Here is a 24,612-nt window from a genome sequence, read left to right on the forward strand (position 1 = left end):
CAGAATGGAAATGGAGGCCTTCTATAAAACAATAAACCCGTTTACGGATAACCATAAACGGGTTTAATGCATTAAAGCAATTATTGCTTACCAGCCAGAGCCTTTTTTTGCATTGCCATTTTTGATATGCTCTTCGGCAGTAGCTTTGCCTAAAATAGCAGCCATTTTGTTGCCTGCTGAATCTTTTCCAGTTGCAATGTAACGACCTGATTTTACGTCGATAACAGGATCGATCATTGGAACGTTCTTAGTTTTTGTTTTTACTGAATAAGCGGTAATGCCGCCTGATGCTGCTGTTGCCATTGAATAAAATGTTTAGTTTTTAAGTGTTATTTCGATTTATTGGTATTTGTTTTTGGTAAGCAATTGTAGAATTGGCTTTACACAGACACAAGTATAGTATATTGATGATAAATTAGCGTTTAGTTAAGTACAATACTTATCCACATTTTGCAGGTAATAAACACTTTTGGGCGTAACTACCATAAATTCACCTATATGCATATATAACCGTGTTGTTTTAAGGCTGTAAATCCTTCTAAAATGCACTGTTTTATAGCTTCCCTGAAGCAGAATTGGTCTTAATTGCCTTGTCTAAAGCGTCGGCACTTATCTTTAAAAGGCTTATCAGTTCCTGCATTTCAGGTTCACCCAGTTCATTTTTGTTAGTATGCATCAATTCTATTATGCCTAATATATTAGCTAATGGCCGCCTTACCATGTGCGATTGATGAAACGAGATATCGCGGACCTGCTCCTTTTTTTGCAACAGTTCCCATTTCAGCCGGGCTATTTCTTCTTCTTTTTTACGTAACTCCCCGCTCAGCATTGTACGTTGTTGTTTAATAGCAAAGGGGTTTAAATCCCAAAAAAAGTCTTTTAGCTTCTTAAAGTAATTCGTGGTTTTTTGCTGTTTTTGTAACCCCTTGTCCAGGTGGATTGCCGATGTATTTTTCATTTACTTGCAGCGTAATTTATTATTAATGGTTGCAGATACATTCCGATCCTATTAAACCTACGCCGTTTAATAAATGGAGGTTGATCCCTGTTTAAATTAAGTGTTTCCGAAACTGTTATGCATAGTTGGCTAACACCAACAAAAACAAACTAACCAGGCAAAAGCCAATAAATAATTTGATCATCATATTTAATTTAATATCCATAGTGTATTGATTGATCAAAATTACGCTAACAGGTAAGGGCAGTCATACGTGCTACCACGTAATTTGCACCGTTAAAACACCCTAAATTTAATACGTGTTAATCCGGGTTATGAATACATCGCCTTGATAACAATCAATAAATCAGCAAATTATGAACTTCTGATAATTGTATGATGCTTATCACACTGAACAACGGTATCTTTGCGGCAACACATATTTATGACAAAACGACGCTATTTTTTCCTTGTACTTATCCTTGGTTCACTTACCGCGCTTAGCCCTTTTAGTATTGATATGTACTTGCCCGCATTCGCCCAGATTGCAACTACCATGCATACTACGGTTGAACAGGTTGGCTTATCGTTATCCAGTTATTTTATAGGTTTGGCTGCCGGGCAGTTATTATATGGCCCCCTGCTTGATAAATACGGGCGTAAAAAACCATTATATGTGGGCCTTTCAGTTTATATCCTGGCCTCATTTGGGTGCTTATCATCACAAAGTATTGATATGCTGATAGGCTTGCGCTTTATTCAGGCTGTTGGCGGCTGCGCGGCCGGCGTAGCATCAGTAGCTATGATACGTGATATCTTCCCTGTTAATGAGAACGCCAAGGTATTTGCCCTCTTAATGCTGGTGTTGGGGGCATCGCCAATGCTGGCCCCAACTATCGGCGGTTTTGTTACCGATGCTTTTAGCTGGCGCATCATCTTTTTTATATTAGCTGGTATAGCCGCAGCTATATTTGCAGCGGTGATATTTACCCTGCCCGATAAATATGTACCTAATAAAAAGCTGTCGCTTAAACCATTGCCTATTATATTAGGCTTTTGGGATGTATTGAAAGTACCGCAATTTTACACCTACGCCATAGCAGGATCGGTATCTTTCGCCGGGCTGTTTACTTATGTATCGGGCGCGCCGGTGGTATTTATGAAAATATATCATTTAGATGCCAAGGCATTCGGCCTCATCTTTGCCGGGTTATCTATTGGCTTTATTGGCTGCAGCCAGTTAAATACGTTATTATTAAGAAAATTCCGTAGCGAGCAAATTGTTCCTGTTGCATTTGCAGCACAGTTTATTACCGGCGTTTTATTCCTTATAGGCGCCGTTGCCAGTATCATAGGTTTACCGGGAATTATTGTGATGGTGTTTTTGCAGCTATGTTGTGTTGGTCTTATCAGCCCCAACACCTCTGCTTTATCTATCGCCCCATTTGCTAAAAACGCGGGGACGGCCTCATCTTTACTTGGAGCAATACAATTAGGTTTAGGCTCGCTGGCAACGGTTGGTATCAGTTCGTTCCATGTGGTGAACATAGTGCCGCTGGCCTCTGTAATGTGCGGGGCTGGATTTTTAGCTTGTGCGATATACTTTATTGCAGGGCGAAATATTAAAATGGGACCCCAGTCCTCTAAAGGGGAAGCAGCCATCATGCATTAATTCCCTCTTCAAGGAGTTAGGGGCTCACTTGCGAGCTCATTGAAGGCAGTATTGAACCGCCACGCGAGAAATATTTATACAGCGAGGGATCGTGCAGGCGTACTATGATAACGCCTTTGCGGCTGCTGGCATGCACTACGTAGCCATTTTGAAGATAAATACCAACGTGACTGAACTCCTTGCCGTCGAAATCAAAAAATACCAGGTCGCCTTCTTTTAGTTCTTCTTCATATTTGCGTTTAATGGTAGCTACCTGCTGCGCTGTGGTGCGTGGGATGTTAACTGCATAAACTTCCTGCTCCAGCAGTTGTGCCAAGCCGCTGCAATCAACACCATCCTTATCCTGCCCGCCAAATTTGTAAGGGACGCCCATCCATTGATCGATAAAAGCATATAACCTGCCGTTTTGAATCTGATCTTTATCCACGTTCATTAATTCAGCATACTTGTCGGCAATAAAACCTTGTGGTTTTACCATTTCGCCGGGCGAACCTTTTAACATTGCTTTTTTTGAATGGCAAGCGGTGAAAAAAGTAACAGTAAATAGCAGCAGTAAGCAGGATGGGTATAGCTTCAACTTCATGCCATAAAAATAGGGGATGGATTTATAGCCTGCAGGCAGATGTTTTTAACATATTAACATTCGCTAAAGCGATGCCTTGTATTCGCAATTGGCTATCGCCCTTTTATAATCCTCTATCGAATCGAAATTGAGACAAAGCTTAATGGCTTTTTTGTAATAGTCTATAGCGGTATCGAAATGCTGAAGGTATTCTTCCATAATTCCCAGCCGGTAGTTTATTAACGATTTATCAACCAGCGGCTTGGTCATGGCCCGGTCGGCAACAGGTTTTAGTTTGTCCCATTGTTCCTGGTAAGTATAAAGTATCAGCAGGTTTATATAAGCGTGCGGGTAGTTGGGGTTACTGCGTATGGCCGCTTTGTAATGGTTTTCGGCCCGTTCGTAATCATCAAACTGTGTACGGTACAGCCACCCTAACGAGTTATGGGCCTGCGCTGTTGAGGGTTCATCCAAAATGATGTTCTCTAATAATTGCTTGGCATGCAAGTAATTGGTGTTACGTATGGCTTCTTCAGCCTCCAGGTATGTATCCTCCCAGTTATGCATAGCTTCAATTAATTTTACATGCAAGATAAACTTTTTTTGCAAACATGGTTACTTTGCTTAAAAAACTTTAATCCTCTAAAAGAGTTAACTAAATATAAACAGCCAAAATGAACAATAAGTTTTACTATGTATATCTTATAGCGGGCAGCATAGCGCTGATCCTATTTATATACCAGCTTTTTATGATGCATTCTACCGGGTATAACTTGTGGAATATGAGTGGCGATATCTTTTTAACCATAGTGCTTTATTACCTTGCCTTTAAAACTTACCACGAGAAAAAAGATAAGGAGCTGATGTAACGACCTTGATTTAAGGATTGCCTTGATTTACATTACGAATCTGCCCTGTATTTTACGGCTGTTAGCTTGTTTGGCTTCAGATAAATATTATCGTTTTTAAGGTCAAGTATTATATTGAAACGTTTAAACAGGTCGTTTCCAATAAAACTTACTCCATAACCAGTCGGGCTTTTATAATTTAAAACTGACGCGGGGACGTTATTCAGCATATGTTGGTTGATGTTAAACAGTGGCACCTGTATGTTTTTGGTTTCATACTTGCGGCCTGTAGCATCGTGCAGGGTAGTGGATCTGATCACCTTTAAACTATTCAGGTTTGCACGGGCAGCAAAGGCACTGTCCAATACCATAGCTTGCTCCGAACCATTATCCAGCATAAAATCGCCGGTGTAGGTTTGGTTGTTAATTTGTACTGAAGCTTTTACTGTTAAGTCGGAATGAATAAAAGTAACAGGCGCTTTTGTGTACCCCTTTAAATTCCTGGGCAGCTTTGTATGAATGATCATTAGGTTTTTGTCGTAGTCAAGCTCTACTTGTTTGCCTTCAAATACATTCCAACCTATGCGACCGTCCATTTCGTGCGCGGTGACGTTGGTAGGCAGTATCTCCAGGTTGTTCCATACAAGGCCGCCTATTTTAAGTGTTTGCGCTTTGTTTAGTTTAGTAAAGTTGGGAACGGCGTTTGGGTTGGCTTGTTTGGGTAACAAGCTGGTTTTGTTTAAGATAGCTTCTTTAGTTAAATGAAAATCGAACGAACTAATATCATAATGCAGCTTCAGGGTATCTGTGCCGTTTAAAATGGCTTTCACCATTATTGCATTATAGGCGGTTAACGTGAATGGGATGGTGTCGTTTTTTATTGATTTGCTTTGCAGGCTTTCAGGCGGAATAGCGCTGGCAATTTGCGTATAACACGAATCTTTACCATTTAACAATACCACAAAATTATAACGCGAACCGGGTTTTACTTTAACCCTTATAGAATCTATATCCGTATAAAAAGTTACCCATTTAGTTTTGCGGGTCCGCTCGGCCTTGTAAACATCGGGTCTAACCTGCGGTAAAAGCGTCCACGAGTTTTTGCTGAGCACTCCGCCATCATTAATAGAAACACTTTTAGATGTAGCCTTAATTACAGGTAACTTTGCTTGAGAAAAGCCAGTTTGGGTCAATAATAATAATGTGAAAAGGTAGACATGTTTCATAGGAATGCGGATAAACAACGCTTAAATATACGCAAGCGGGGGCACAAAAAAAGCGCCCTGGTTAACCGGGGCGCTTTTTATAGTTAAAAGGAGTTAATTATAATTTACCAATTTCCTGAACCAGGTCGATCAGTTTGTTTGAATAACCCCACTCGTTATCGTACCATGATACTACTTTAACAAAGTTATTATTCAGGGCGATACCTGCTTTTGCATCAAAAATTGAAGTGCGTGCATCACCTTTAAAATCTTCAGATACAACTTCATCTTCGGTATAACCCAAAATGCCTTTCAGTTCACCTTCCGACGCATCTTTCATAGCTTTTTTAACATCTTCATAAGTAGCAGGAGTTTTCAAACGCACGGTAAGGTCAACTACCGATACATCGGCAACCGGTACGCGGAATGACATCCCTGTTAATTTACCTTTCAATTCAGGCAGTACTAAACCAACAGCTTTAGCAGCGCCGGTTGATGAAGGGATGATGTTTTGGTAAGCGCCACGGCCGCCTCTCCAGTCTTTAGCCGACGGGCCGTCCACTGTTTTTTGAGTAGCGGTTACCGCGTGGATAGTGCTCATTAAACCTTCTTCAATACCGAATTTATCATTTAATACTTTAGCAATAGGCGCTAAGCAGTTGGTGGTACATGAGGCGTTCGATACAATAGTTTGCTCTGCTTTTAACAGTTTATGGTTAACACCCATTACAAACGTAGGGGTATCATCTTTAGCAGGGGCGCTCATTACTACTTTTTTAGCACCGGCGTCAATATGTTTTTGAGCGGTCTCCATCGTTAAGAACAAGCCTGTTGATTCGATAACTACTTCGGCGCCAACTTCGTTCCATTTCAAATTAGCCGGGTCTTTCTCGGCAGTAACACGGATAGTTTTACCATTAACAACCAGGTGCCCGCCTTCAACAGCGATAGTGCCTTTGAACTGACCGTGGGTAGAATCATATTTCAACATGTAAGCCATATAATCAGGCTCAACCAGGTCGTTAATACCTACTACTTCAACATCAGGTCTTTCAATGGCGGCCCTGAAAGCCAGGCGGCCAATCCGACCGAATCCGTTAATTCCTATTTTCATTGTGTTTTAATTTTTACTTTGATAGTAATTTAATAAATTGTTTATGGGTTCTTTTAATATGTATTCAATACTAATGCCATTTTCGGCAGCGGTTTCGTGCAAATAATCCTGAAAGTTGGCCGCAACCGATCCGGCGAAATGTACCGGCATGCCGGGATACTGTTTGGTTAATGGGATAATGTATGTTTTGATCAGCTTTTCAAAACCGGCCTTTACCGTGTTCTTTACATAGCTTTCGCTGATGTTATCTACGAAAAAGTCGCTAAACGAACTTAAATATAGCGCGGGATGCTTTTGGCGGTATACTTTATCAAGTATAACCTTGCGGTCGGTTTCGTGTTTTCTGACAAATTTCTGGCGGATATCTGCCGGCAGCGTTTCACTCATGTAGCCTTTCAATAACTGCTTGCCCAACCAGTTGCCCGAACCTTCATCGGCCAGGATATAGCCTAAGCCGTAATTATTGGGCTTAATCTTTTTACCATCGTACCAGGCAGCGTTACTGCCACTGCCACAAATGCAGATAATGCCCGGTTTGTTTTTACAGCAAGCAATAGCTGCTGCCTCAATGTCATGCTGCACGGTGATCCTGGCGAATTTGAAAAAACCGGCAAAAGCGTTAATAATGGTGTTTTTTAACTCTTCGGAACTTGCCCCGGCGCCAAAAAAATAAATGCGCTTAATGGCTTCAGCGTGATGGATGAGGTTAATATTTTTATTCAGCAGTTGCAGTATAGCTTTTTCATCGCTGAAATAAGGATTAATGCCGCTGGTTTTAAACGAGGCCACAGTGCGCCCCCGTTCAGCCAAACGCCAATCGGCATAGTTCGATCCGCTATAAACAACTGCAATCATTAATCTTAGATAGATAATACATCGGCCATTAGCAAAAGGTCCTCTTCCAGTTTAAACTCGTGCTGGTTAAGTGCCTCCTCAAGGCTTGTTAAAACAATAGTGTTAGCTTGTAAACCAACCATTTTTTGCGATTCGCCCGCTATAAGGGCATTTACGGCGGCAAAACCCAAACGGCTTCCCAATATCCGGTCGAAAGCAGAGGGACTGCCCCCGCGCTGCAAATGGCCCAATATAGTCACTTTTATATCGTAATTGGTAACTTCTTTTTTAACGGTTTGTGCAATATCGTAAACGCCACCGTTTTTATCGCCCTCGGCCACAATAACAATACTGCTGGATTTTTTATTAAGCTCGCCATCCTTCAAACTGCTGATTAAATCATCAATGGCCGTCGCTTTTTCGGGAAGCATTATCGCTTCGGCACCGCAGGAAATACCTGCCCGCAAAGCAATAGCACCCGAATCGCGGCCCATTACTTCGATAAAGAAAAGGCGGTCGTGCGCGTCGGCGGTATCGCGTATCTTATCAATAGCATCAATCACCGTGTTGGTGGCCGTATCAAACCCCAGGGTATAGGTAGATCCGTAAAGGTCGTTATCAATAGTACCCGGAACGCCAATTACCGCTATATCCGGATATTTTTTGGAAAAGCGCAGGGCGCCGGTAAAAGTACCATCGCCACCAATTACCACTAATCCTTCTATTCCTTGTTTTTTTAAATTTTGATAAGCAATTTCCATACCTTCGTCGGTATGGAAGGCCATGCAACGGGCAGTTTTAAGTATAGTTCCGCCCAGGCTTAATATGTTACTGACCGAGCGGGGGTCCATATCGTACATATCATTATCTATCATGCCCTGATAGCCCTGTTTTATGCCGCTTACCTGTAAATTGTTGTATATAGCAGTACGAACCACTGCCCTGATGCAGGAGTTCATCCCCGGGGCATCGCCACCGGAAGTGAGTACAGCAATTTTTGAAATTTTAGGCATATAAGTTTATGTAAATAGAATTTACGAATATAGTGTGTAAAAATTACACTATATAAATTTTATTTATTTTTTTACATTTATCAATTAACCGTATATCTTTAACTTTTTACTAAATCTATAAAGGCCTTGGAATTGAACTTGCCTAAATTTGAGTCGGTTTTCTCTATTGATTGTGTGATATTTGGTTTTGAAGCAGGAGAGCTGAAAATACTTTTGATTGAACGAAACGAAGATCCCTACAAGGACTGGCTTGCTTTGCCCGGCTACATTGTGAAGCAGGATGAAAGCCTTGACGACGCGGCCGAACGTATCCTGTACGAGTTTACCGGGCTGCGGGGCCTGCATATGGAGCAGTTTCATACCTTTGGCGATGTTGACCGCCACCCGCAAGGCCGTGTTATTACCGTAGCATATTATGCTTTATTGCGCCTTAACGGACAAAAAGAGCTGAAGCCCTTAAACCCTATAGCTAAAAAAGCTTTCTGGCACCCGGTGAACGATTTGCCGAAACTGGGCTTTGACCATACCGAGATATTCAAGACCGGCTTTAATAAGATACGCCGTCGTTTGGGGTATCAGCCTATAGCATTTGAATTGCTGCCCGAGAAATTTACACTGACACAATTACAATCCTTGTACGAAGCTATCCTGAATAAAAAACTGGATAAGCGTAACTTCCGCAAAAAGATGCTGAGTTATGGGTTCCTTAAAGAACTGGACGAGAAACAAAAAGGGGTATCGTACCGTGCCGCTAAACTGTACAAGTTTGACAGAAGAAAATATTCGAAAATATTCCAGAATGATTTGAATTTGGATAAGTAGCGTTAGCGATTGGTTAATTAGTGATTAGAGATTAGTTTTTTATAAAGTAAAGGGCCGGTTAGTTTAACTAACCGGCCCTTGTTATTGTAAGGATTAAAAACTAATCTCTGATTAACCAATAATTTCTAAATTTTATTCTCCAGGTGGAATTTCACCAGGTCATCTATAGGCGAACGGATAATGTTGCCTACCACCATGCCGTTTTCGGTAGCCACTTCTTCCAGCACATTACGGAAGTTGTAACCAACCGAACCTATACAGTTAAAAGTGTATTTCTGATAGTCAGGGTAGTGGGTAACAAGGTTACGGAAAAAATCTTCGAACGATGTTTTTACCAGGTTGCGCGAATATTCAATATGCACATTGTTATCATACACAAACTTGCTGAAGCCTGCGCAAAAGCGGTTGGCCAGAGGTTTGGTGTATACTTGTTCGTTAATATCATCGGGGGTAAGCTTATAAGTTTCCCAAAACAGGTTGCGAACAGGTTCGGGCATGTAACCACGCAGATAATCGGCCAGCAGTTTTTTACCGATATAACAGCCGCTGCCTTCGTCGCCCAGGATGTAAGCGCCCGAATCAATGTTATGGATAATATCCTTGCCATCGTAAACGCAGGTATTCATGCCGGTGCCTAAAATAGCGGCAAAGCCTTCGCCTGTACCCAGCAGGGCACGTGCGGCAGCCATCAGGTCGTGGCCAATGTTAACCTTAGCTGCTGTAAACACAGCAGACATGGCATCTTCTACCTGTTTGCGTTTATCAACGGTTGAACAGCCTGCGCCGTAATAGTTTACTTCGGTTATCTTATCTATCTGTAAATCGGTAGGTAAGTTATCCTTTAGCGATTGTATAATGTATTCTTTACTTGAAAAATAGGGGTTATAGCCCTCGGTATTAAAATATACCTTTATACCTTCTTCATTAACCAGGCACCAGTTGGTTTTAGTTGAGCCACCGTCGGCAATAATTATCATAACGTTAAATTAATAATTTGCTAAAAGTATGATTTTACTTATTGTAAAAGAAACACTTTGAAAATTTTTACATAAAATCTTTTGCTGTTGTTTTGACGGTTATTAAGGCATTATAGCGCATAAAAAAAAGCCTTCAACTGAAGGCTTTTGATTTTTCATACATTATTCTTTATATATCGAAAGAACCGGTCTTTACTTCTCCGGCCCGTTTGTAGTTGGCAAAAATAACGCCGGCGGGCGTAACAGTGCTCTCGGTTAGCGTAAATGCCGCGGGGATAGGCCCATCGCCAAATATAGTTTTTCCTTTTCCGAGCGTTAACGGGTAAATTTTTAGCCACAATTCGTCTACCAGGTCGTTTTTAAGCAGCAGTTTAACAAGTTCGCTGCTGCCCCAAACTTTAAGGTCGGGCCCGTTTGATTGTTTGAGTTTTTCAATATCGGCTACGCTTTCCAGAAAAACCGAGTTTGCCCAGTCCGATTGTGTCATGCTCCGTGACAAAACGTATTTTGTAACCTCGTTTACGCCCGGCCAATAGTCGGCATGTTTGGGCCAATAGCCGGCAAAAATGTCAAATGTTTTTCTGCCCAGCAGCATATCTGCAGGCTGCATTTGCTGTTGCATTAACTTACCCGAGGTTTCGTCGGCATAAGGTGCGCTCCAGCCGCCATATTCAAAACCGCCAGATGTATCCTCTTCCGGCCCACCGGGGGCCTGCATTACGCCATCCAACGTTATAAATGATAACACGATTATCTTTCTCATGATATATTCTACTTTAGTGATCTAATGTTTATTCGCCATTATAAGCCCGTTGTATAGCTGCAACGTCAACTTTTTGCATCGTCATAAAAGTTCCTGTAACGCGTGCTATCTGCTCCGGGCTGCCGTTTTTCATCGCATCCTGCATCACTTTGGAAGTGATCTGCCACGATACGCCATATTTGTCTTTCAACCAACCGCACTGGCCAGGTTGCCCGCCAGCTGTAAGCGCCGACCATAAGTAATCTATTTCTTCCTGGGTGTCGCAGGAGATAAGCAAGGAGACCGCATCGTTAAAAGTAAACCCATGCTGATGGGCGCTGTCCATAGCTGCCATCCAGGTGCTGTCAACCTGAAAATCAGCATACATTAACGTGCCGGCTTTGTCAGGGCCCATATCCTGCGGGCGGGGTGCTGTGATGCCGCGTTTGCCATCTTTAAATACCGAGCAATAAAAATCAAGGGCTTCATTTGCTTTGCCGGCCATATCGCCTGTATACATCAGCGAAGGGACGATCACCGGCCTTTCCTCACCTTCGGGTTTGGTCAGGATCAATTGCCAGTTTACGCCGTATTTGTCACTCAGCCAGCCATAGCGTTCGCTGAAATCGTAGCGGTCAAGCGGCATCATTATGGTCCCGCCGTCTGTCAGTTTGTTCCAAACTTCATCAATGTGTTTGGCCGCGTCGGGGTCGCGCGATGGGTCGAAGTTGATCATAAAAGAAATAGACGGATTGATCTTTAACCCGGGATATGGAGCGCTGATGCCCAGGAACTGCTGACCGGCCAGCTTAAATTCAACAACTTCGCATTGGCCGCCGCCCGGCATGGAAAAATGACTGGCATAGTTTAAAGCTGAATTGGGTAATAAGGCTGCGTAAAATTCGGCAGCTTCTTTGGCTTTGTCCTGGTCGAACCAGATGTGTGGTTTAATGGGTAACATGGGTAAATGATTTAATGGTAAATAATTAAATCAAATATATAACTGAAACCTACCAGCGCGTCAGGTACGGTCAGGACATTTTGGGGGTGCGATTGCGACAAATACCTATAACAGGTTGTACGATTCGCGCAGATAGGTAAATAGCGCCGGCCGCAGGTCATCCAGTAGGGCCAGGCGGATATGGTTTTCAAACTTATTGCCAACGGCCACACTTTTAAGCACCGGTTTCTCGGGGTGTGCTGTTTTTGTATAAAACTTAATATCCAGTTCCTTTTTCATAGGGCGGATGATGAGGAAGGCGCGCCTGTGGGTAAACACAATGCAGTTAGGCGTAGTGCCCACAAGTACGCCATCCCAGTCGGCCACCTCGGCCAGTATCTTATCAAACACCAGCACCAGTTCAGGCGGCCGGCCGGTGAACAAGCTATCCAGACTTACCCGCGCGCAATAGTGCCGCTGATGGGGCAGGGGTAGTTCACGGTCGCATTTGGGGCATGTCCAGCTCATGGATTATGTACAAATATGGTGTCAGGTTGTTTTATTAGCACGCGGTACATCTGTCGGCAAATCTATTTTTTGAGCCAACCCCAACGCGCTGCCCAGTCGGTTAATACACTTTGTCTCCATTTCGACAAGGTTTTTCCGCCCTGTATTTTTCCTTCATATAAGGCTGGGTCAGCTTTGTCTGAGTACCAATTGGCACCAAGCTTATAATCGGTGTTATTTACCTTTCCCGGCCAATGGTTAGTTACTGTTAGTTTTCCTTCGCCAAAATCAACATTCGGGATGCTGGATCTAAACCGATAGCTTACAATTTCAGCCTGCTTAGGGACATACTTAAGACCGTATCGCCCCTTACCCAGGTAATACCCGGGCCACTTTTGTACTGCGTTTTTATAGGGCGTTTCCATCCAAAAACAAACAGAATCCTGCGGAATAACTATTTCAGGGCCTTTTAAGTTAAATTCAACAACGGTGCAAAAAGCAACCGTATCGGTAATACGGGTTGCACTATTAAACACTACATGTGGGCTGCGGCTTAAATGCTCAAAACTGCCACCCCAGCTTTCGCGGGCTGGGTTTTCAGGGTTCCCGTCCATCATGTATAAAAGAGATGGTGTATCACCCATCTTTACCTCGCCGTTGTAATAACTTTTAAAGTCCTTACCCAAATATCCGGCCCCCTGGATGTATTTATCATAGTAGTCGGTTGTTTTTACGCTGTCCAGTATATTGTTGTTTGAAAAGAATCCATAGTACGATGAATTTACTTCAATGAACCAAAGCCCCGGGAAATTTTCAGCGATATAGGCATAACTATTGGCGCCCCATTTTTTATTAGGGCCGCCGATCCAGTATACGCGAAGCTTACTTTGAATTTCAGGCGCATCATGCAAAGCCTGGGCTATATCTTCAAGCCCGCCCCAGCCCAATACCCAAAGGGGCTGGTCGCTTTTCTTTTTCGCACACTTGATAATCCAATCCGACCCTTCTGTTGCCTTGCTATATCCCCGGTAAGGGGCATTACCGCGCCTCCCTTGTTTGGTCACCGATCTTAAATAGGCAGGGGAGAGAAAGCCATTGCGATGGGCTTTTAATTTAGGCAGGTCCTGTTCGTATAAGTCTATCATGCGTAAAATCTCCCCTTTAGTACCACTACCATACGAGGGCGAAGAAACAAGTCCTTCAATATTAAATTTATCATTATACATCAGCAAGTGTGCCATCGACTGGTTATCATCAGGATCCGTCCCGCCAATATCGGTACTGATCAAAATTCGTGGTTTAACGGGTACGGGCTGTTGGGCAATAAGCGCAAAAGGATGAAAGCACAATGCAAATAATAATATAAACCTATTCATGCTTGTAAAGTAACAAAATAATATATTGCATTCAGAATATCGTACCCATTGCTTATAAAACGCAAAAAGCCCTTAATCTTTCGACTAGGGCTTTTATTTTGAAAATGATCCTTAAAAAAGTTTCTCCTGTGGTGGCTTCACACCGGCCAGCCTAAGGTATACCGTGGTTTGGCCGCGGTGGTGGGCCTGGTGCTCAAGCACTTTATTAAGGGCTGTTGCTTTGCTCATATCATAATTGCCGAACAGCTTAATATGTTCATCCAGTTGCGCGTCGGTCATGTTCTTAACCAGGCCTATCACAAAATCATAGCTGGCCATTACCTGTTTGGTAACGTTGGCTTTTGATTTATCGGTGCTTTTTTCCAACGAACCTTGAGGTATAGGGTTTTTTGTACCGGTAGCAGCGGCGGCAAGGCCATAATTGGCATCGGCCAGGTGCTGGTTCTGTTCGGCGAATGACCGGATCTCCGGCGTTGGTTTAAAGCCGTATTTATCCTCGGGCATCGCGTCAAGGTATTCTTTGGTATAGGCTTTCGAGCGTTCCCATTCCTTAACCAGTTCGGCGGTTTTGGTCTGGGCCCTTCCAAGCTGACTAAAAGCTACTAAACATAAGGCAAGTGCTAAGTTTTTAAGTTTCATAATTTTTTAGTTTTAAGTATTTGGGTTTCGATTTGATGGTGTAAACTTAAATGTAACTTGTGGGTTACGCAAATTTATTTAAAAATAACTAAAATAGCCCTCAATTGTATTAAAAGCCTAACACGAGGCAAACAACTAAAACATTATACTAAACAAATAATAATTTCAAATGGAATTTAGCCCAACCAACAATATTGTAAAACTCTGCATACAGGGGATGGACATGGAAGAAAAGGGAAACCCCGACGAAGCAGGCAAATTGTTTATGCAAGCCTGGAACGAGGCGACCAACGACTTTGAAAAATTTATTGCTGCCCATTATGTGGCCCGGCACCAAACAAATGTTTCGGACAAACTAAAATGGCACGAAACCGGTTTGCAGCTGGCATTAAGCATTAATAACGATATGGTTAACAGCGCGCTACCAACGTTGTATTTAAACATTGCCAAATGCTATGAAGAACTGGGTGATGCTGATAATGCGAAAAAGAATTATGAACTGTCGGCAGCCATAACGTACAAACCGACGGATAATGGGCCTTTTTACCACGGTACGCGGGCCGATCTGCAGGCAGGCGATTTCCTGACTGCCGAGCGCAGATCTAACTACCACGCGGACGTAATTATGAACCATATTTATTTTACCGCGCAGGTTAACGGGGCGGGGTTTGCCGCCGCATTGGCCCAGGGCGATGGCCGCGAGCGTGTTTATATAGTTGAACCGACAGGTCCCTTTGAAAACGACCCGAATGTGACCGACAAGAAATTCCCCGGTAACCCAACCCGTTCTTACCGCACCGCTGCACCAATGAAAATTATTGGCGAAGTAACGGATTGGGTAAGGCTTTCACCGGTAGAACTGCAAAAGTTTCGGGATAGGTTGGCGCAGAGTAAGGGGGAGATTATAAATTGAGGGCTTTAAAATTATTTGCTAATTTAAGCGGGACGCTTAAACTGTTGTGCGTCCAAGCGGCACGCTTGGATGGGCGGGGGTTAACATGAAATAATGATATACAATAGAACTTTTAAAAACAATCTACATCCATTGAAGGGTCTGATCTATAATACTATCGGGTTTTCCGTAGCCGCGTATTATTTCTCCAGGTCTGCCGAATATGACAATTCAACAACTTATCTGATACTTTTTTTAATTTGGCTGCTTATATTTGTTATTGTATGTGCTTTGCACATAGATTATTCTATTAAAGCTAAAAGTGTTGAAATTGATATGGTATCAAAATTTATAACGTTTGATAAGCATGATCGTATCTGTTTTAATCAAATCAAAGAAATTACTTTAGTAATTCCCCCTGCATTATATAGGAAGGACCCAATTAGTGTATCGCCTTTTGACGACTATTATTTCGCAGCATTCGTAACCAATGAGGGAAAACGTTATTTCTTTACATGTCTGTTAAGTCAAAATATAGAAAAGGAAATTACGAACATGGATATTTCGCTTCAAATTAAAAAAAAACTTATTGCATTCACTTTCTTTTGAAGAGTTGGTTGCTAATTAAAGGAAATCATGTTTATGAGAGTATAAATGAATATAGCTCTCCCACCCTGACACTATTTTCCTTGGCAGCTTAAAATTTGTTTTACTAATCAAGCCCGACCTCACCAGTTGGGCTTTACTTATTACCCTGTCAGCTATAATAAGGCACACAGCGGGTTTACTCCAGCCTGTCCAAGCGGCACGCTTGGACACAACATATTTAAGTGTTTTACTTAAATTGAAAGTATTATTAAGCGGGACGCTTAAATTTTGCTGCATCCAAGCGGCACGCTTGGATGGGCGGGATGCTACATACCTAAAAAGCCTCTAATCTTCCGATTAAAGGCTTTTCACTTTTCCAGTGATCTCATCAGGATTCGAACCTGAGACCGACAGATTAGAAATCTGTTGCTCTATCCAGCTGAGCTATGAGACCATCATCTTAATTGCTTAAGATGGCGCAAATATGCAAAAAAATTATGCAAAGGTAAAGGTTCTGTTTCAAAATTGGCATAAGCAGGGTGGCACTTTTTGCAAAACAGATATGTTCTAAATATCAAAAAATGTTTGTAAGTGCCATACGCACAGGGCATAATTACATACTTTTACCGCATGAACGATTTTATGGCCGCCCGGTCGCAAATGGCTTTATCCTTAGGCTTCCACATTGTGTTTTCGTGCATTGGCATGGTGATGCCATTTTTTATGGCTGTGGCCCACTTTCTGTGGCTGCGCACGGGCAACGTTAATTATAAAAATGTAGCCAAGGCCTGGAGCAAGGGTGTGGCCATTTTCTTCGCCACCGGCGCGGTATCGGGAACGGTGCTTTCGTTCGAATTAGGTTTACTTTGGCCCACGTTTATGAAACATGCCGGGCCCATCTTCGGTATGCCATTTTCACTGGAAGGCACGGCCTTTTTCATTGAGGCGATAGCGCTGGGCTTCTTTCTTTACGGCTGGGACAAATTCAACCGCTGGTTCCATTGGGTAACCGGGGTAGTGGTGGGCGTCAGCGGTATTGTATCGGGCATACTGGTGGTAGCCGCTAACAGCTGGATGAACAGCCCGTCGGGGTTCGATTACGTGAACGGCCAATACATTAATATCGACCCTATCAAAGCCATGTTTAACCGGGGCTGGTTCTCACAATCGCTGCATATGACTATCGCCGCCTTTGCCGCCACAGGATTCGCGGTAGCAGGCATACACGCGCTGATGATACTGCGCAAAACCAACGTAGGCTTCCACGCTACATCTTTTAAAATAGCGGCCATTTTCGGCGTCGTGGCGGCATTGTTACAGCCTGTCAGTGGCGATATATCGGCCAAGTTTGTGGCGCGTACACAGCCCGCTAAACTGGCGGCCATGGAAGCGCACTTTAATACCGAGAAAAACGCCGCGCTGATCATCGGCGGGGTACCCGATGTGAAAAACAAACAGGTAAACTACGCGGTGAAATTGCCGGGCATGCTCAGCTTTATGATACATGGTACTACCGATTCAACGGTAAAAGGCCTGGACAAGATACCCGTGCAAAACCAGCCACCGGTAAGCGTTACGCATTATGCTTTTCAAATTATGGTGGCGCTGGGCATGCTGATGATGGGCGTGGGGCTGTTGTACCTGTTCGCTATCTTTAAAAAGCGCGACTGGCTAACTAAAGCCTGGTTCCTGAAAATATTTGTAGCGGCCACACCGCTGGGTTTCCTGGCGGTCGAGGCCGGGTGGACGGTTACCGAGGTTGGCCGCCAGCCGTGGATCATCCAGGGCGTTATGCGCACTGCCGATGCTGTGACGCCGATGCCGGGTATCGCTTATTCGTTCTACCTGTTCACCGCCGTGTATTTTACGCTGGCGCTGGCCGTAATATTTTTGCTGAACCGGCAAATAAAGATGGTGCCCGTATTATATGATGTTGAACCCGCTAAACCCGCCCACGCATGATGTTGTATATTGTTATCGGTTTTTTGTGGGTGTCATTGCTGATCTACCTGCTGATGGGCGGCGCCGATTTTGGCGCGGGGATACTGGAGTTGTTTGCCCGGGAGACCAATAAATCGCAGGTGCGGAAAACATCGTACCAGGCCATTGGCCCCATTTGGGAGGCTAATCACATGTGGGTTATTATTGCCATTGTAATTTTGTTTGTGGGTTTCCCCGATGTTTATACCACCGTTTCCACTTACCTGCATATCCCACTGGTGGTGATGCTGATGGGTATTATTGCCCGCGGTACGGCCTTCGCCTTCCGCAATTACGATGCGGTGAAGGACAGGATGCAGAATATCTATAACCGCATTTACGTGTACAGCAGCTTTATTACGCCTTTGTTTTTGGGCATCATTGCCGGCAGCGCTGTATCGCGTAAAATAGATACGCAAGGCACCAATTTCCTGGATGTTTATGTGTACGATTGGTATAACTGGTTTTCGGTAGCCGTGGGTTTCTTTACGGTATGCCTGTGCGGTTTCCTTGCAGCTATCTATTTAATTGGCGAGGTGAAAGAAATCGACACCAAAGCCTACTACATCCGCAAGGCGAAAATTATGAATACAGCCCTGACGGTGTGGATCATCATCATCTTTTGGTCGGCGCACCAGGATAATATCCCGCTGACAACTTGGCTGTTCGGTAACTGGATAAGCCTGGCTACCATCAGTTGCTCGGTACCCGCGTTTGTGTTGTTGTGGGTAGCTGTTTACAAAGACAAAGTCCCGTTGATGCGGTCGTTGGCGGGAGCGATGATCATGATGTTGCTGATCGCCGTAACCTACAGTCACTACCCAAATATTGTGTTGTTTAAAGATGGCGGCCACCTGTCACTGATCCAGCAGGAAGGGCCCGATAAAACCATTACTTCGTTAGGTATTGCTCTGTTGGTAGGTAGTTTGCTGATATTGCCGTCACTGTTTTATTTGATTTATAGTTTCGGGAAAAGGCGGGTGGAGTAGGATTGGTATAACCCGAGGTTTTATTATTTCCCGCGCGTCAGCGCCAATAAACCCAACACCGGCCCAATAGCCAGCAGTATGTAAATATATTGCGCATTGGTTGTAGTGCGTAACGCGTTGATCAGCTGTATGCTTCCAATTGTGACAGCAAAACCGATGCAATTTACAATGGTCAACGCCGTGCCTTTGGTTTCGGCAGGCGCGTTTTGGGCTACCAGGGTAGAGAACATAGGCGAATCGGCAATTACAGCCAGCCCCCAAATGAACAGGAAGATGATCAGCACAATTGGCGAACTGCTGAACAACAGCAAAGGTGAAACAAGGCAACATACACACGATATGCTTAACGCGATGGTTGCAGTCCTCTTGGCCCCTAAACTTTGCGAGATTACCCCGCTAAAAACGCACGATAAACTCCCTGAAGCAATAATGGCGAACGATAGTAGGGGGACATTTAAATCGGCCAGCGGGTAGCGGGCATTATAAGCCGCCAGTATCACCGGCACAAATACCCAAAAGGCATACAGTTCCCACATATGCCCAAAGTAGCCAAATGCCGCAGCCCTGAATTGCGGTTTGCGGAAACCCGTTAAGCAAGCTGCCAGGTTTAGTTTCTGGCCCGGCTTACGGTTAGGGCCGTCCGGGACTAACAACACCATAGCTGTACCACCCAATGCGGAGAGGAGCGAGGTAGAGAAGATGACATACTTCCAGGGTAAGCCGTTAGTCATGCTTTTTAAAAAGTGCGGGAAGGCTGTGCCTAACACTAAAGCACCAACTAAAAACCCCAGCGATTTACCTAATCCCTGCTGGTAATGGTCGGATGCTATTTTCATCCCTACGGGATATATCCCCGCAAGGAAAAATCCGGTTAAAAAACGACAGGTAATTAACCCGGACAGATTGATGCCATTGATACTGATAGTTAAGTTTATCCCTGCCGCGATTATGGCACAGGCAAAAAACACCCGCGAAGGCGAAAACCTATCCGCAATACTCAATAATGCAAAAACCAGCGTGCCACAAATAAAGCCAGATTGTACAATACTGGTGAGGTAAGCTAAATAAGCTGGAACAATGTGAAATTGGCGGATAATATTGGCCATAATAGCATTACCAGCAAACCATAACGAAGTACAAAAGAATTGAGAGATAACAATTACAGGTAAAATTCGCTTCATTTATAGCTAATTATAGCCTATCTATATTTTTCTGTTAAGAACAAAGATAGTGAGCCATGACAAAGCTAATGCAATAAGGAACTTATGAAAGAATTTAGGAGTATAAAATATAACCAACCAGATTACCCTGTAGCGACAATAGACCACAGTTCAGCTTTAATTAGACTGGCTTATTAATTGCGGCTGGTAAACATCACCTATTTTTAGAGAGGGATTATCTACTGTTTTTAATGTAAAATATTGATGGCTGGCATCCGTTAATGTAAGTATTGAATATCCAGGCCTCCAGTTACCTATGCCAAATACAATATATGGCTGCTGATGAATATTTAATATGGCGGCATCATCAGTAATTGGTTTGTTTACAGCACAGCTCTCAAAAAGCATAGTTATAGCAGTAAGCATAAGTAATACTTTTTTCATTTAATTTTAAGTTTACAGGTTTACTAATATTTCCAACAACAATATATAAACAATATTTTTCAATATTGTTTTACCTGCTATGAAAAAATAATATTAAATTTTTAATATGTGAATATTAAAAAAACATTAAGCCCGGGAAACTTAAATATATATATGCTAAATGCTATTAAGACTAATTGAAAAGATTGAACCTCTGCCGGCCTCACTTTCAACTTTTATTTCGCCGCCATTTAGTTCAATAAATTCCTTGCAAAGTAATAAGCCAAGACTGGTACCTTTCTCGTTGTTGGTGCCTGTGGTACTAATATTATGGATATTAAATATCAGGTCGAGCTGATCCGCAGGGATGCCTACACCACTGTCCTTAACCTTTATTGTAATTTTGCCGTTAGGGTGATCCTTTTCCGCGCTAATGTCAATAACGCCATTAACGTAACTGAATTTTATAGCATTAGATATCAGGTTCCGTATCACAAAGTCAAAATGATCTGCATCAGCAAAAACAGCTATCTCATCATCAACTGAATTATTAATAGTAATAGCTTTGTGTTTTGCCGAATCTAAAAGCATAGCTATATTTCGATTGATAATCGGTTTCGCTTTAAAAGCTGTTTGATTAAGACGTATACCTTTTATTTGCATTTCGCCCCATTTAAGCAAGTTATTTAACGTTTCTAATGATGCTTTGCTGGTATCCTCCAATTGTCCTAATAGCTCTTTGCGCTGTTGAGAGTTAATGTCGTCATCATCAATAAATTCCACCAGGTTAATTACTGATACAAACGGCGAGCGCAGATCGTGCCCTAACACTGAAAATAATTTATCCTTAACCTGGTTCGCTTCCTGCAGGCTTTGGTTGGTTTTGTTAAGAAGGCTGTTAAGATGCCGGGTTTTGTAAAAGAAAAAGCCGACTACTAATAGCAACAGGATAGCGGCAACCATTACATATAGTATTGCCTTGCGCTCTAAATCCTGCTGTTTATTTTTAAAGCTCAATTCCTGCACCTTAGCCTTGGATTGATTAAGTTCGTAAGCCGCTTGCAAGCTGGCTATCTGTTTAGACATTTCTTTATAAAAGTATTTGTCTGCCAAATCGTACTGCTTACTCTTAGCTGCTAAGGCTGCTTTATAATTTGTTTGGGAAGTATATAATTCAGCCATACTATTCAAACTTTCAATCACCAATTTATGATCGTCCTTGCTCTGGGCCAGGTCAATAGCTTGTTGATAGTAAAAAAGGGCGTTTGTTGCATTATCTTTTCCGTAAGTAGCAGCAAGCGCGCTTAGTATTTGTACCTGCCTTATGTAATTGTTTATCTTCCGGGCTTTTTCAAGTGCTGCTTTTTGCAATTCAATTGATTTTGCTTTATTGCCCTGTTTAGCGTAAACCGATGCAAGGGTAGTGGTTAACGTAATATTTAAACCCTGATACTGGGGTACCCTGCTAAGGGGCAGGCCTTTATTCAGGTATTTTTTAGCTTCATCAAATCGTGACATTTCACGGTAGATGGAGCCAAAATCAACATACATGTTTAATGTTAAATTGGAAAAAGGCAGTTTCGAGTTTAAACTTTCAGCTATATGGAAGTATTTCAAAGCAATATCAAATTGCTTTTGCCGGGCGTAAGCCTCGCCCAACGTAAGGTTGGCTTCCATTTCGCCCGAAATGTTATTGCTTTTTTCACTGATTTTTAAAGCTTCCAGAAAATAACCAATAGCTTTATCATATACCCCTTTACGCATTTCAACAACACCTAACCTTATATTTTCGGCCGACATGCCTTTTGCATTAGCTGTTTGCTGATACAAGTTTAAGGCTTGCTGGTATTTTTTATGCGATTCATCGTAGCGGCCTACATTGTCATCTATCATACCCAGTTGGTTCAGCATCAAGGCCTGGCCATTTATGTTTTTCTGTTTTATAGCTTGTTCTAAGCCTTTTTGGGCAAAAAACACGGCAGAATCGGGTTTATCGTATCGATAGCGGCTAACCAGCTTGTTATAGGTTTCAATACTTGTAGTATCGGTTGTAATAGGAACTGTTGAAAAACTATTATGGTAACAAACAAGCAAAAATATTATTATAAGCAAAGTCTTTAGCCTGCCTGCAGTTAATTTTGGGGTGGGGGTGACAATTTTGCAAATGCTTAAAATGGGCATCTATCTTATAAGTGTGTCTATCCTAAATAATGCCTTAAAGATAAATACTTAACCAATGTATTAAAGGATAATTTATAATTATGAGCTAATTTGCTGCTATATTATATATCCATGAGGATTAGTTGTACAAAATACCATGCGGTTTTATATATTTGTCTTAATGACATTTAATATGTCTGATAAACCGATCAATTCTAATCTTCATGAAAAAATATTTTATCTGTCTGTCAATAGTATTGTTTTCTTTTTACGGCTTTAGCGCATTTTCTCAGCAGGCTAAAAAACTAACAGTATTAACCGATACAAAGGGGCCGGCCATACCTAAAGCCATGTGGGGGATATTTTTTGAAGATATTAACTTTTCGGCAGATGGCGGTTTATATGCCGAGCTAATTAAAAATCGTTCGTTCGAGTTTACCAAGCCATTAATGGGCTGGAAAGAAATAACTGCAAACGGCGGTGCAGGCAACACATTAATTATTAACAGGGGCGAAGCTAATGCCAACAATCCGCGTTTTGCAAGAATAACAGTAAAAACACAGGCGGGGGCTTATGGGCTTGCTAACGAGGGGTTTCGTGGAATGGGTTTGTTAAAAGATAAAAAATATAATTTCTCCATACTTGCTCGCAAGCAAAGCGGCAATTTAAAGATTAGGATAGAAGCCATCGGGGTGGACAACAAACTAATTGGAAAGGCAGAATTAAACAATTTCACTGGCGAATGGGCAAAATACACCGCATCTTTCATCTGCACCGCTACAGATGCCAAAGCGCATTTAAATGTTTATTTTGAAGGCCCTGGGACAGTGGATGTAGATATGGCCTCGCTGTTCCCGCAAGATACGTACAAAGGTCGGCCTAATGGCTTACGTGCTGATTTGGCTGAAAAACTGGCGGCATTGAAACCTGGTTTTATGCGCTTCCCCGGGGGATGTATTGTGGAAGGACGTGACCTGGCTAACCGTTATCAGTGGAAAAAAACAGTTGGCGATATTGGCGACCGGGAATTGATCATTAACCGGTGGAACACGGAGTTTGCCAATCGGTCGGCACCCGATTATTTTCAATCGTATGGATTAGGCTTTTTCGAATATTTTCAATTAGCTGAAGATATTGGCGCCGAACCGTTACCCATATTAAATTGCGGTATGGCTTGCCAATATAATACCGGCGAGGTAGTACCGCTTGACCAAATCGATCCCTTTATACAAGATGCGCTTGACCTGGTTGAATTTGCCAATGGTGCGACAAGCACTAAATGGGGCGGCTTGCGTGCGGCCATGGGGCACCCTAAACCGTTTAACCTGAAAATGATGGGCGTTGGTAACGAGCAATGGGACGAACAATATTTAGACAGGTATAAGCTGTTTGCAAAAACGCTGAAAGCAAAATATCCTGGCATTAAGCTCATCACAAGTTCGGGGCCATCACCGGAGGGAAAAAGATTTGATTATCTGCACGCTGAATTAACCAAAGAAAAAGCCGATTTTTTAGATGAACACTACTACCAGGCCCCTGAGTGGTTTATGAATAACGCATCGCGTTATGATAACTATGACCGGAAAGGCCCTAAAATATTTGCCGGCGAATATGCCGCGCATATTAAGGATACTAAAAATAATGATGCAGAATATAAAAATACCTGGATAAGCGCACTGGCCGAAGCTGCTTTTATGACAGGGCTGGAACGCAATGCCGATGTGGTGCAAATGGCTTCATACGCGCCGCTGCTGGCCCACGTTGATGCCTGGCAATGGCGCCCCGATTTAATATGGTTTGATAACCTGCGGTCGGTTGGTACACCCAATTATTATGTACAGCAACTATATTCAACCAACAAGGGTACTCATGTTATCCCCATAAAAATGAATGGCAATATTATAGCAGGCAAAGACAGCCTGTATTCCAGCGCATCAATTGATGCAGATATGCATCAGTTGATTATTAAAATAGTGAATACATCAGCCAAAGCACAAGCAGTTGAATTTGATTTACAGGGCAAAGTCAAACCAAAAAAAACATATAGTTTGGTAACTTTATCATCCGCAGATAAATTCACTTATAATACGCTGGATGCCCCCACTAAAATATCTCCTGTACAGCGTAGCGGTAATATAGCTTCAGGCAAAATACTAAGTAATCTGGAGCCCATGTCGGTAAACGTATTTAGAGTTTCGCTGGGCATATAAACACCGCAGCGATGAAGATCGG

At 42.7% G+C, this 24,612-nt stretch carries 24 protein-coding genes and 1 tRNA gene; 7 read left to right on the top strand and 18 right to left on the bottom strand.

Going from position 1 to position 24,612, the window contains the following annotated elements; all coding sequences use genetic code 11:
* Positions 1–87 precede the first annotated feature (87 nt).
* Both IRJ18_RS07555 and IRJ18_RS07560 read right to left on the bottom strand, forming a co-directional pair.
* Positions 88–303, bottom strand: coding sequence for a hypothetical protein (locus tag IRJ18_RS07555; protein WP_194105583.1), 216 nt, complete (start codon positions 301–303; stop codon positions 88–90).
* A gap of 250 nt (positions 304–553) precedes the next feature.
* Entirely contained in the window at positions 554–958 is a 405-nt protein-coding gene (locus IRJ18_RS07560) for a hypothetical protein (protein ID WP_194105584.1), read from the bottom strand.
* Positions 959–1,382: 424 nt separating this feature from the next.
* Between IRJ18_RS07560 and IRJ18_RS07565 the strand changes: the two genes are divergently transcribed.
* Complete coding sequence (locus IRJ18_RS07565) at positions 1,383–2,609, top strand: multidrug effflux MFS transporter (protein ID WP_194105585.1); 1,227 nt, start codon at positions 1,383–1,385, stop codon at positions 2,607–2,609.
* Between the two features lie 16 nt (positions 2,610–2,625).
* On the opposite strand, the gene IRJ18_RS07570 is transcribed toward IRJ18_RS07565, so the two are convergent.
* Together IRJ18_RS07570 and IRJ18_RS07575 are read right to left on the bottom strand one after the other, a co-directional pair.
* Positions 2,626–3,192, bottom strand: a complete 567-nt coding sequence (locus tag IRJ18_RS07570) for a C40 family peptidase (RefSeq protein WP_194105586.1) — start codon at positions 3,190–3,192, stop codon at positions 2,626–2,628.
* Positions 3,193–3,255: 63 nt separating this feature from the next.
* Complete coding sequence (locus IRJ18_RS07575; protein WP_194105587.1) at positions 3,256–3,738, bottom strand: tetratricopeptide repeat protein; 483 nt, start codon at positions 3,736–3,738, stop codon at positions 3,256–3,258.
* Between the two features lie 107 nt (positions 3,739–3,845).
* Between IRJ18_RS07575 and IRJ18_RS07580 the strand changes: the two genes are divergently transcribed.
* Complete coding sequence (locus IRJ18_RS07580) at positions 3,846–4,040, top strand: hypothetical protein (RefSeq protein ID WP_194105588.1); 195 nt, start codon at positions 3,846–3,848, stop codon at positions 4,038–4,040.
* 32 nt (positions 4,041–4,072) lie between these two features.
* Here IRJ18_RS07580 and IRJ18_RS07585 read toward each other — a convergent pair whose 3' ends face one another.
* The 4 genes from IRJ18_RS07585 to pfkA form a co-directional block, all read right to left on the bottom strand.
* Positions 4,073–5,245, bottom strand: a complete 1,173-nt coding sequence (locus tag IRJ18_RS07585; RefSeq protein WP_194105589.1) for an aspartyl protease family protein — start codon at positions 5,243–5,245, stop codon at positions 4,073–4,075.
* A 97-nt stretch (positions 5,246–5,342) separates the two neighbouring features.
* Positions 5,343–6,338 carry a type I glyceraldehyde-3-phosphate dehydrogenase gene (gene gap / locus IRJ18_RS07590; RefSeq protein WP_194105590.1) on the bottom strand — a complete coding sequence of 332 codons (996 nt, stop codon included), beginning with the start codon at positions 6,336–6,338 and terminating at the stop codon, positions 5,343–5,345.
* A gap of 6 nt (positions 6,339–6,344) precedes the next feature.
* The gene (locus tag IRJ18_RS07595) at positions 6,345–7,193 is read right to left on the bottom strand and encodes a hypothetical protein (RefSeq protein ID WP_194105591.1); all 849 of its coding nucleotides are present in this window, start codon (positions 7,191–7,193) and stop codon (positions 6,345–6,347) included.
* Positions 7,194–7,198: 5 nt separating this feature from the next.
* Positions 7,199–8,185: a 6-phosphofructokinase gene (gene pfkA, locus IRJ18_RS07600; protein ID WP_194105592.1), complete on the bottom strand. Its 987-nt coding sequence runs from the start codon at positions 8,183–8,185 to the stop codon at positions 7,199–7,201.
* Positions 8,186–8,311: 126 nt separating this feature from the next.
* On the opposite strand from pfkA, the gene IRJ18_RS07605 reads away from it, so the two are divergent.
* A complete protein-coding gene (locus tag IRJ18_RS07605; protein ID WP_194105593.1) occupies positions 8,312–9,007 on the top strand; it encodes an NUDIX hydrolase in 696 nt (231 codons plus the stop codon).
* A gap of 125 nt (positions 9,008–9,132) precedes the next feature.
* On the opposite strand, the gene IRJ18_RS07610 is transcribed toward IRJ18_RS07605, so the two are convergent.
* From IRJ18_RS07610 to IRJ18_RS07635, 6 genes are all read right to left on the bottom strand, one after another.
* Positions 9,133–9,984 (bottom strand): N-acetylglucosamine kinase, encoded by an 852-nt coding sequence (locus IRJ18_RS07610; RefSeq protein ID WP_194105594.1) that lies wholly within the window; start codon positions 9,982–9,984, stop codon positions 9,133–9,135.
* Between the two features lie 169 nt (positions 9,985–10,153).
* Complete coding sequence (locus IRJ18_RS07615; protein WP_194105595.1) at positions 10,154–10,747, bottom strand: dihydrofolate reductase family protein; 594 nt, start codon at positions 10,745–10,747, stop codon at positions 10,154–10,156.
* A 28-nt stretch (positions 10,748–10,775) separates the two neighbouring features.
* Complete coding sequence (locus IRJ18_RS07620) at positions 10,776–11,687, bottom strand: VOC family protein (RefSeq protein ID WP_194105596.1); 912 nt, start codon at positions 11,685–11,687, stop codon at positions 10,776–10,778.
* A gap of 105 nt (positions 11,688–11,792) precedes the next feature.
* On the bottom strand, positions 11,793–12,194 hold the full coding sequence (locus IRJ18_RS07625; RefSeq protein WP_194105597.1) for a DUF5655 domain-containing protein: 402 nt from the start codon (positions 12,192–12,194) through the stop codon (positions 11,793–11,795).
* A 62-nt stretch (positions 12,195–12,256) separates the two neighbouring features.
* Positions 12,257–13,549: a nucleoside hydrolase-like domain-containing protein gene (locus IRJ18_RS07630; RefSeq protein ID WP_194105598.1), complete on the bottom strand. Its 1,293-nt coding sequence runs from the start codon at positions 13,547–13,549 to the stop codon at positions 12,257–12,259.
* Between the two features lie 111 nt (positions 13,550–13,660).
* On the bottom strand, positions 13,661–14,188 hold the full coding sequence (locus IRJ18_RS07635; RefSeq protein WP_194105599.1) for a DinB family protein: 528 nt from the start codon (positions 14,186–14,188) through the stop codon (positions 13,661–13,663).
* Positions 14,189–14,687: 499 nt separating this feature from the next.
* Between IRJ18_RS07635 and arr the strand changes: the two genes are divergently transcribed.
* Positions 14,688–15,101, top strand: a complete 414-nt coding sequence (gene arr / locus IRJ18_RS21290; RefSeq protein ID WP_377094624.1) for an NAD(+)--rifampin ADP-ribosyltransferase — start codon at positions 14,688–14,690, stop codon at positions 15,099–15,101.
* A gap of 947 nt (positions 15,102–16,048) precedes the next feature.
* Here arr and IRJ18_RS07645 read toward each other — a convergent pair.
* Positions 16,049–16,122 (bottom strand) — tRNA-Arg (locus tag IRJ18_RS07645).
* A gap of 176 nt (positions 16,123–16,298) precedes the next feature.
* Between IRJ18_RS07645 and IRJ18_RS07650 the strand changes: the two genes are divergently transcribed.
* Both IRJ18_RS07650 and IRJ18_RS07655 read left to right on the top strand, forming a co-directional pair.
* Positions 16,299–17,630, top strand: coding sequence for a cytochrome ubiquinol oxidase subunit I (locus IRJ18_RS07650; protein ID WP_194105601.1), 1,332 nt, complete (start codon positions 16,299–16,301; stop codon positions 17,628–17,630).
* A complete protein-coding gene (locus tag IRJ18_RS07655; RefSeq protein WP_317174061.1) occupies positions 17,627–18,637 on the top strand; it encodes a cytochrome d ubiquinol oxidase subunit II in 1,011 nt (336 codons plus the stop codon). The genes IRJ18_RS07650 and IRJ18_RS07655 overlap by 4 nt, the downstream gene beginning before the upstream one ends.
* A 23-nt stretch (positions 18,638–18,660) precedes the next feature.
* Here IRJ18_RS07655 and IRJ18_RS07660 read toward each other — a convergent pair whose 3' ends face one another.
* The 3 genes from IRJ18_RS07660 to IRJ18_RS07670 all read right to left on the bottom strand — a co-directional run bounded on the left by IRJ18_RS07660 (position 18,661) and on the right by IRJ18_RS07670 (position 22,332).
* On the bottom strand, positions 18,661–19,818 hold the full coding sequence (locus IRJ18_RS07660) for an MFS transporter (RefSeq protein WP_194105602.1): 1,158 nt from the start codon (positions 19,816–19,818) through the stop codon (positions 18,661–18,663).
* A gap of 156 nt (positions 19,819–19,974) precedes the next feature.
* Entirely contained in the window at positions 19,975–20,241 is a 267-nt protein-coding gene (locus IRJ18_RS07665; protein WP_194105603.1) for a hypothetical protein, read from the bottom strand.
* Between the two features lie 156 nt (positions 20,242–20,397).
* Positions 20,398–22,332 (bottom strand): tetratricopeptide repeat-containing sensor histidine kinase, encoded by a 1,935-nt coding sequence (locus IRJ18_RS07670; protein WP_194105604.1) that lies wholly within the window; start codon positions 22,330–22,332, stop codon positions 20,398–20,400.
* 272 nt (positions 22,333–22,604) lie between these two features.
* Between IRJ18_RS07670 and IRJ18_RS07675 the strand changes: the two genes are divergently transcribed.
* Positions 22,605–24,590 (top strand): alpha-L-arabinofuranosidase C-terminal domain-containing protein, encoded by a 1,986-nt coding sequence (locus tag IRJ18_RS07675; protein ID WP_194105605.1) that lies wholly within the window; start codon positions 22,605–22,607, stop codon positions 24,588–24,590.
* Positions 24,591–24,612: the final 22 nt, after the last annotated feature.

This window comes from Mucilaginibacter boryungensis (assembly GCF_015221995.1).
Taxonomy (GTDB): Bacteria; Bacteroidota; Bacteroidia; order Sphingobacteriales; family Sphingobacteriaceae; genus Mucilaginibacter; species Mucilaginibacter boryungensis.

Coding starts and splice junctions, on each gene's coding strand:
- IRJ18_RS07570 (WP_194105586.1), bottom strand. CDS start 3,192: ATGAAGTTGAAGCTATACCCATCCTGCTTACTGCTGCTATTTACTGTT.
- IRJ18_RS07650 (WP_194105601.1), top strand. CDS start 16,299: ATGAACGATTTTATGGCCGCCCGGTCGCAAATGGCTTTATCCTTAGGC.
- pfkA (WP_194105592.1), bottom strand. CDS start 8,185: ATGCCTAAAATTTCAAAAATTGCTGTACTCACTTCCGGTGGCGATGCC.
- IRJ18_RS07580 (WP_194105588.1), top strand. CDS start 3,846: ATGAACAATAAGTTTTACTATGTATATCTTATAGCGGGCAGCATAGCG.
- IRJ18_RS07620 (WP_194105596.1), bottom strand. CDS start 11,687: ATGTTACCCATTAAACCACACATCTGGTTCGACCAGGACAAAGCCAAA.
- IRJ18_RS07675 (WP_194105605.1), top strand. CDS start 22,605: ATGAAAAAATATTTTATCTGTCTGTCAATAGTATTGTTTTCTTTTTAC.
- IRJ18_RS07610 (WP_194105594.1), bottom strand. CDS start 9,984: ATGATAATTATTGCCGACGGTGGCTCAACTAAAACCAACTGGTGCCTG.
- IRJ18_RS07585 (WP_194105589.1), bottom strand. CDS start 5,245: ATGAAACATGTCTACCTTTTCACATTATTATTATTGACCCAAACTGGC.
- IRJ18_RS07575 (WP_194105587.1), bottom strand. CDS start 3,738: ATGCATAACTGGGAGGATACATACCTGGAGGCTGAAGAAGCCATACGT.
- IRJ18_RS07560 (WP_194105584.1), bottom strand. CDS start 958: ATGAAAAATACATCGGCAATCCACCTGGACAAGGGGTTACAAAAACAG.
- IRJ18_RS07565 (WP_194105585.1), top strand. CDS start 1,383: ATGACAAAACGACGCTATTTTTTCCTTGTACTTATCCTTGGTTCACTT.
- IRJ18_RS07595 (WP_194105591.1), bottom strand. CDS start 7,193: ATGATTGCAGTTGTTTATAGCGGATCGAACTATGCCGATTGGCGTTTG.
- IRJ18_RS07665 (WP_194105603.1), bottom strand. CDS start 20,241: ATGAAAAAAGTATTACTTATGCTTACTGCTATAACTATGCTTTTTGAG.
- IRJ18_RS07555 (WP_194105583.1), bottom strand. CDS start 303: ATGGCAACAGCAGCATCAGGCGGCATTACCGCTTATTCAGTAAAAACA.
- IRJ18_RS07655 (WP_317174061.1), top strand. CDS start 17,627: ATGATGTTGTATATTGTTATCGGTTTTTTGTGGGTGTCATTGCTGATC.
- IRJ18_RS07660 (WP_194105602.1), bottom strand. CDS start 19,818: ATGAAGCGAATTTTACCTGTAATTGTTATCTCTCAATTCTTTTGTACT.
- gap (WP_194105590.1), bottom strand. CDS start 6,338: ATGAAAATAGGAATTAACGGATTCGGTCGGATTGGCCGCCTGGCTTTC.
- IRJ18_RS07625 (WP_194105597.1), bottom strand. CDS start 12,194: ATGAGCTGGACATGCCCCAAATGCGACCGTGAACTACCCCTGCCCCAT.
- IRJ18_RS07615 (WP_194105595.1), bottom strand. CDS start 10,747: ATGAGAAAGATAATCGTGTTATCATTTATAACGTTGGATGGCGTAATG.
- IRJ18_RS07630 (WP_194105598.1), bottom strand. CDS start 13,549: ATGAATAGGTTTATATTATTATTTGCATTGTGCTTTCATCCTTTTGCG.
- IRJ18_RS07635 (WP_194105599.1), bottom strand. CDS start 14,188: ATGAAACTTAAAAACTTAGCACTTGCCTTATGTTTAGTAGCTTTTAGT.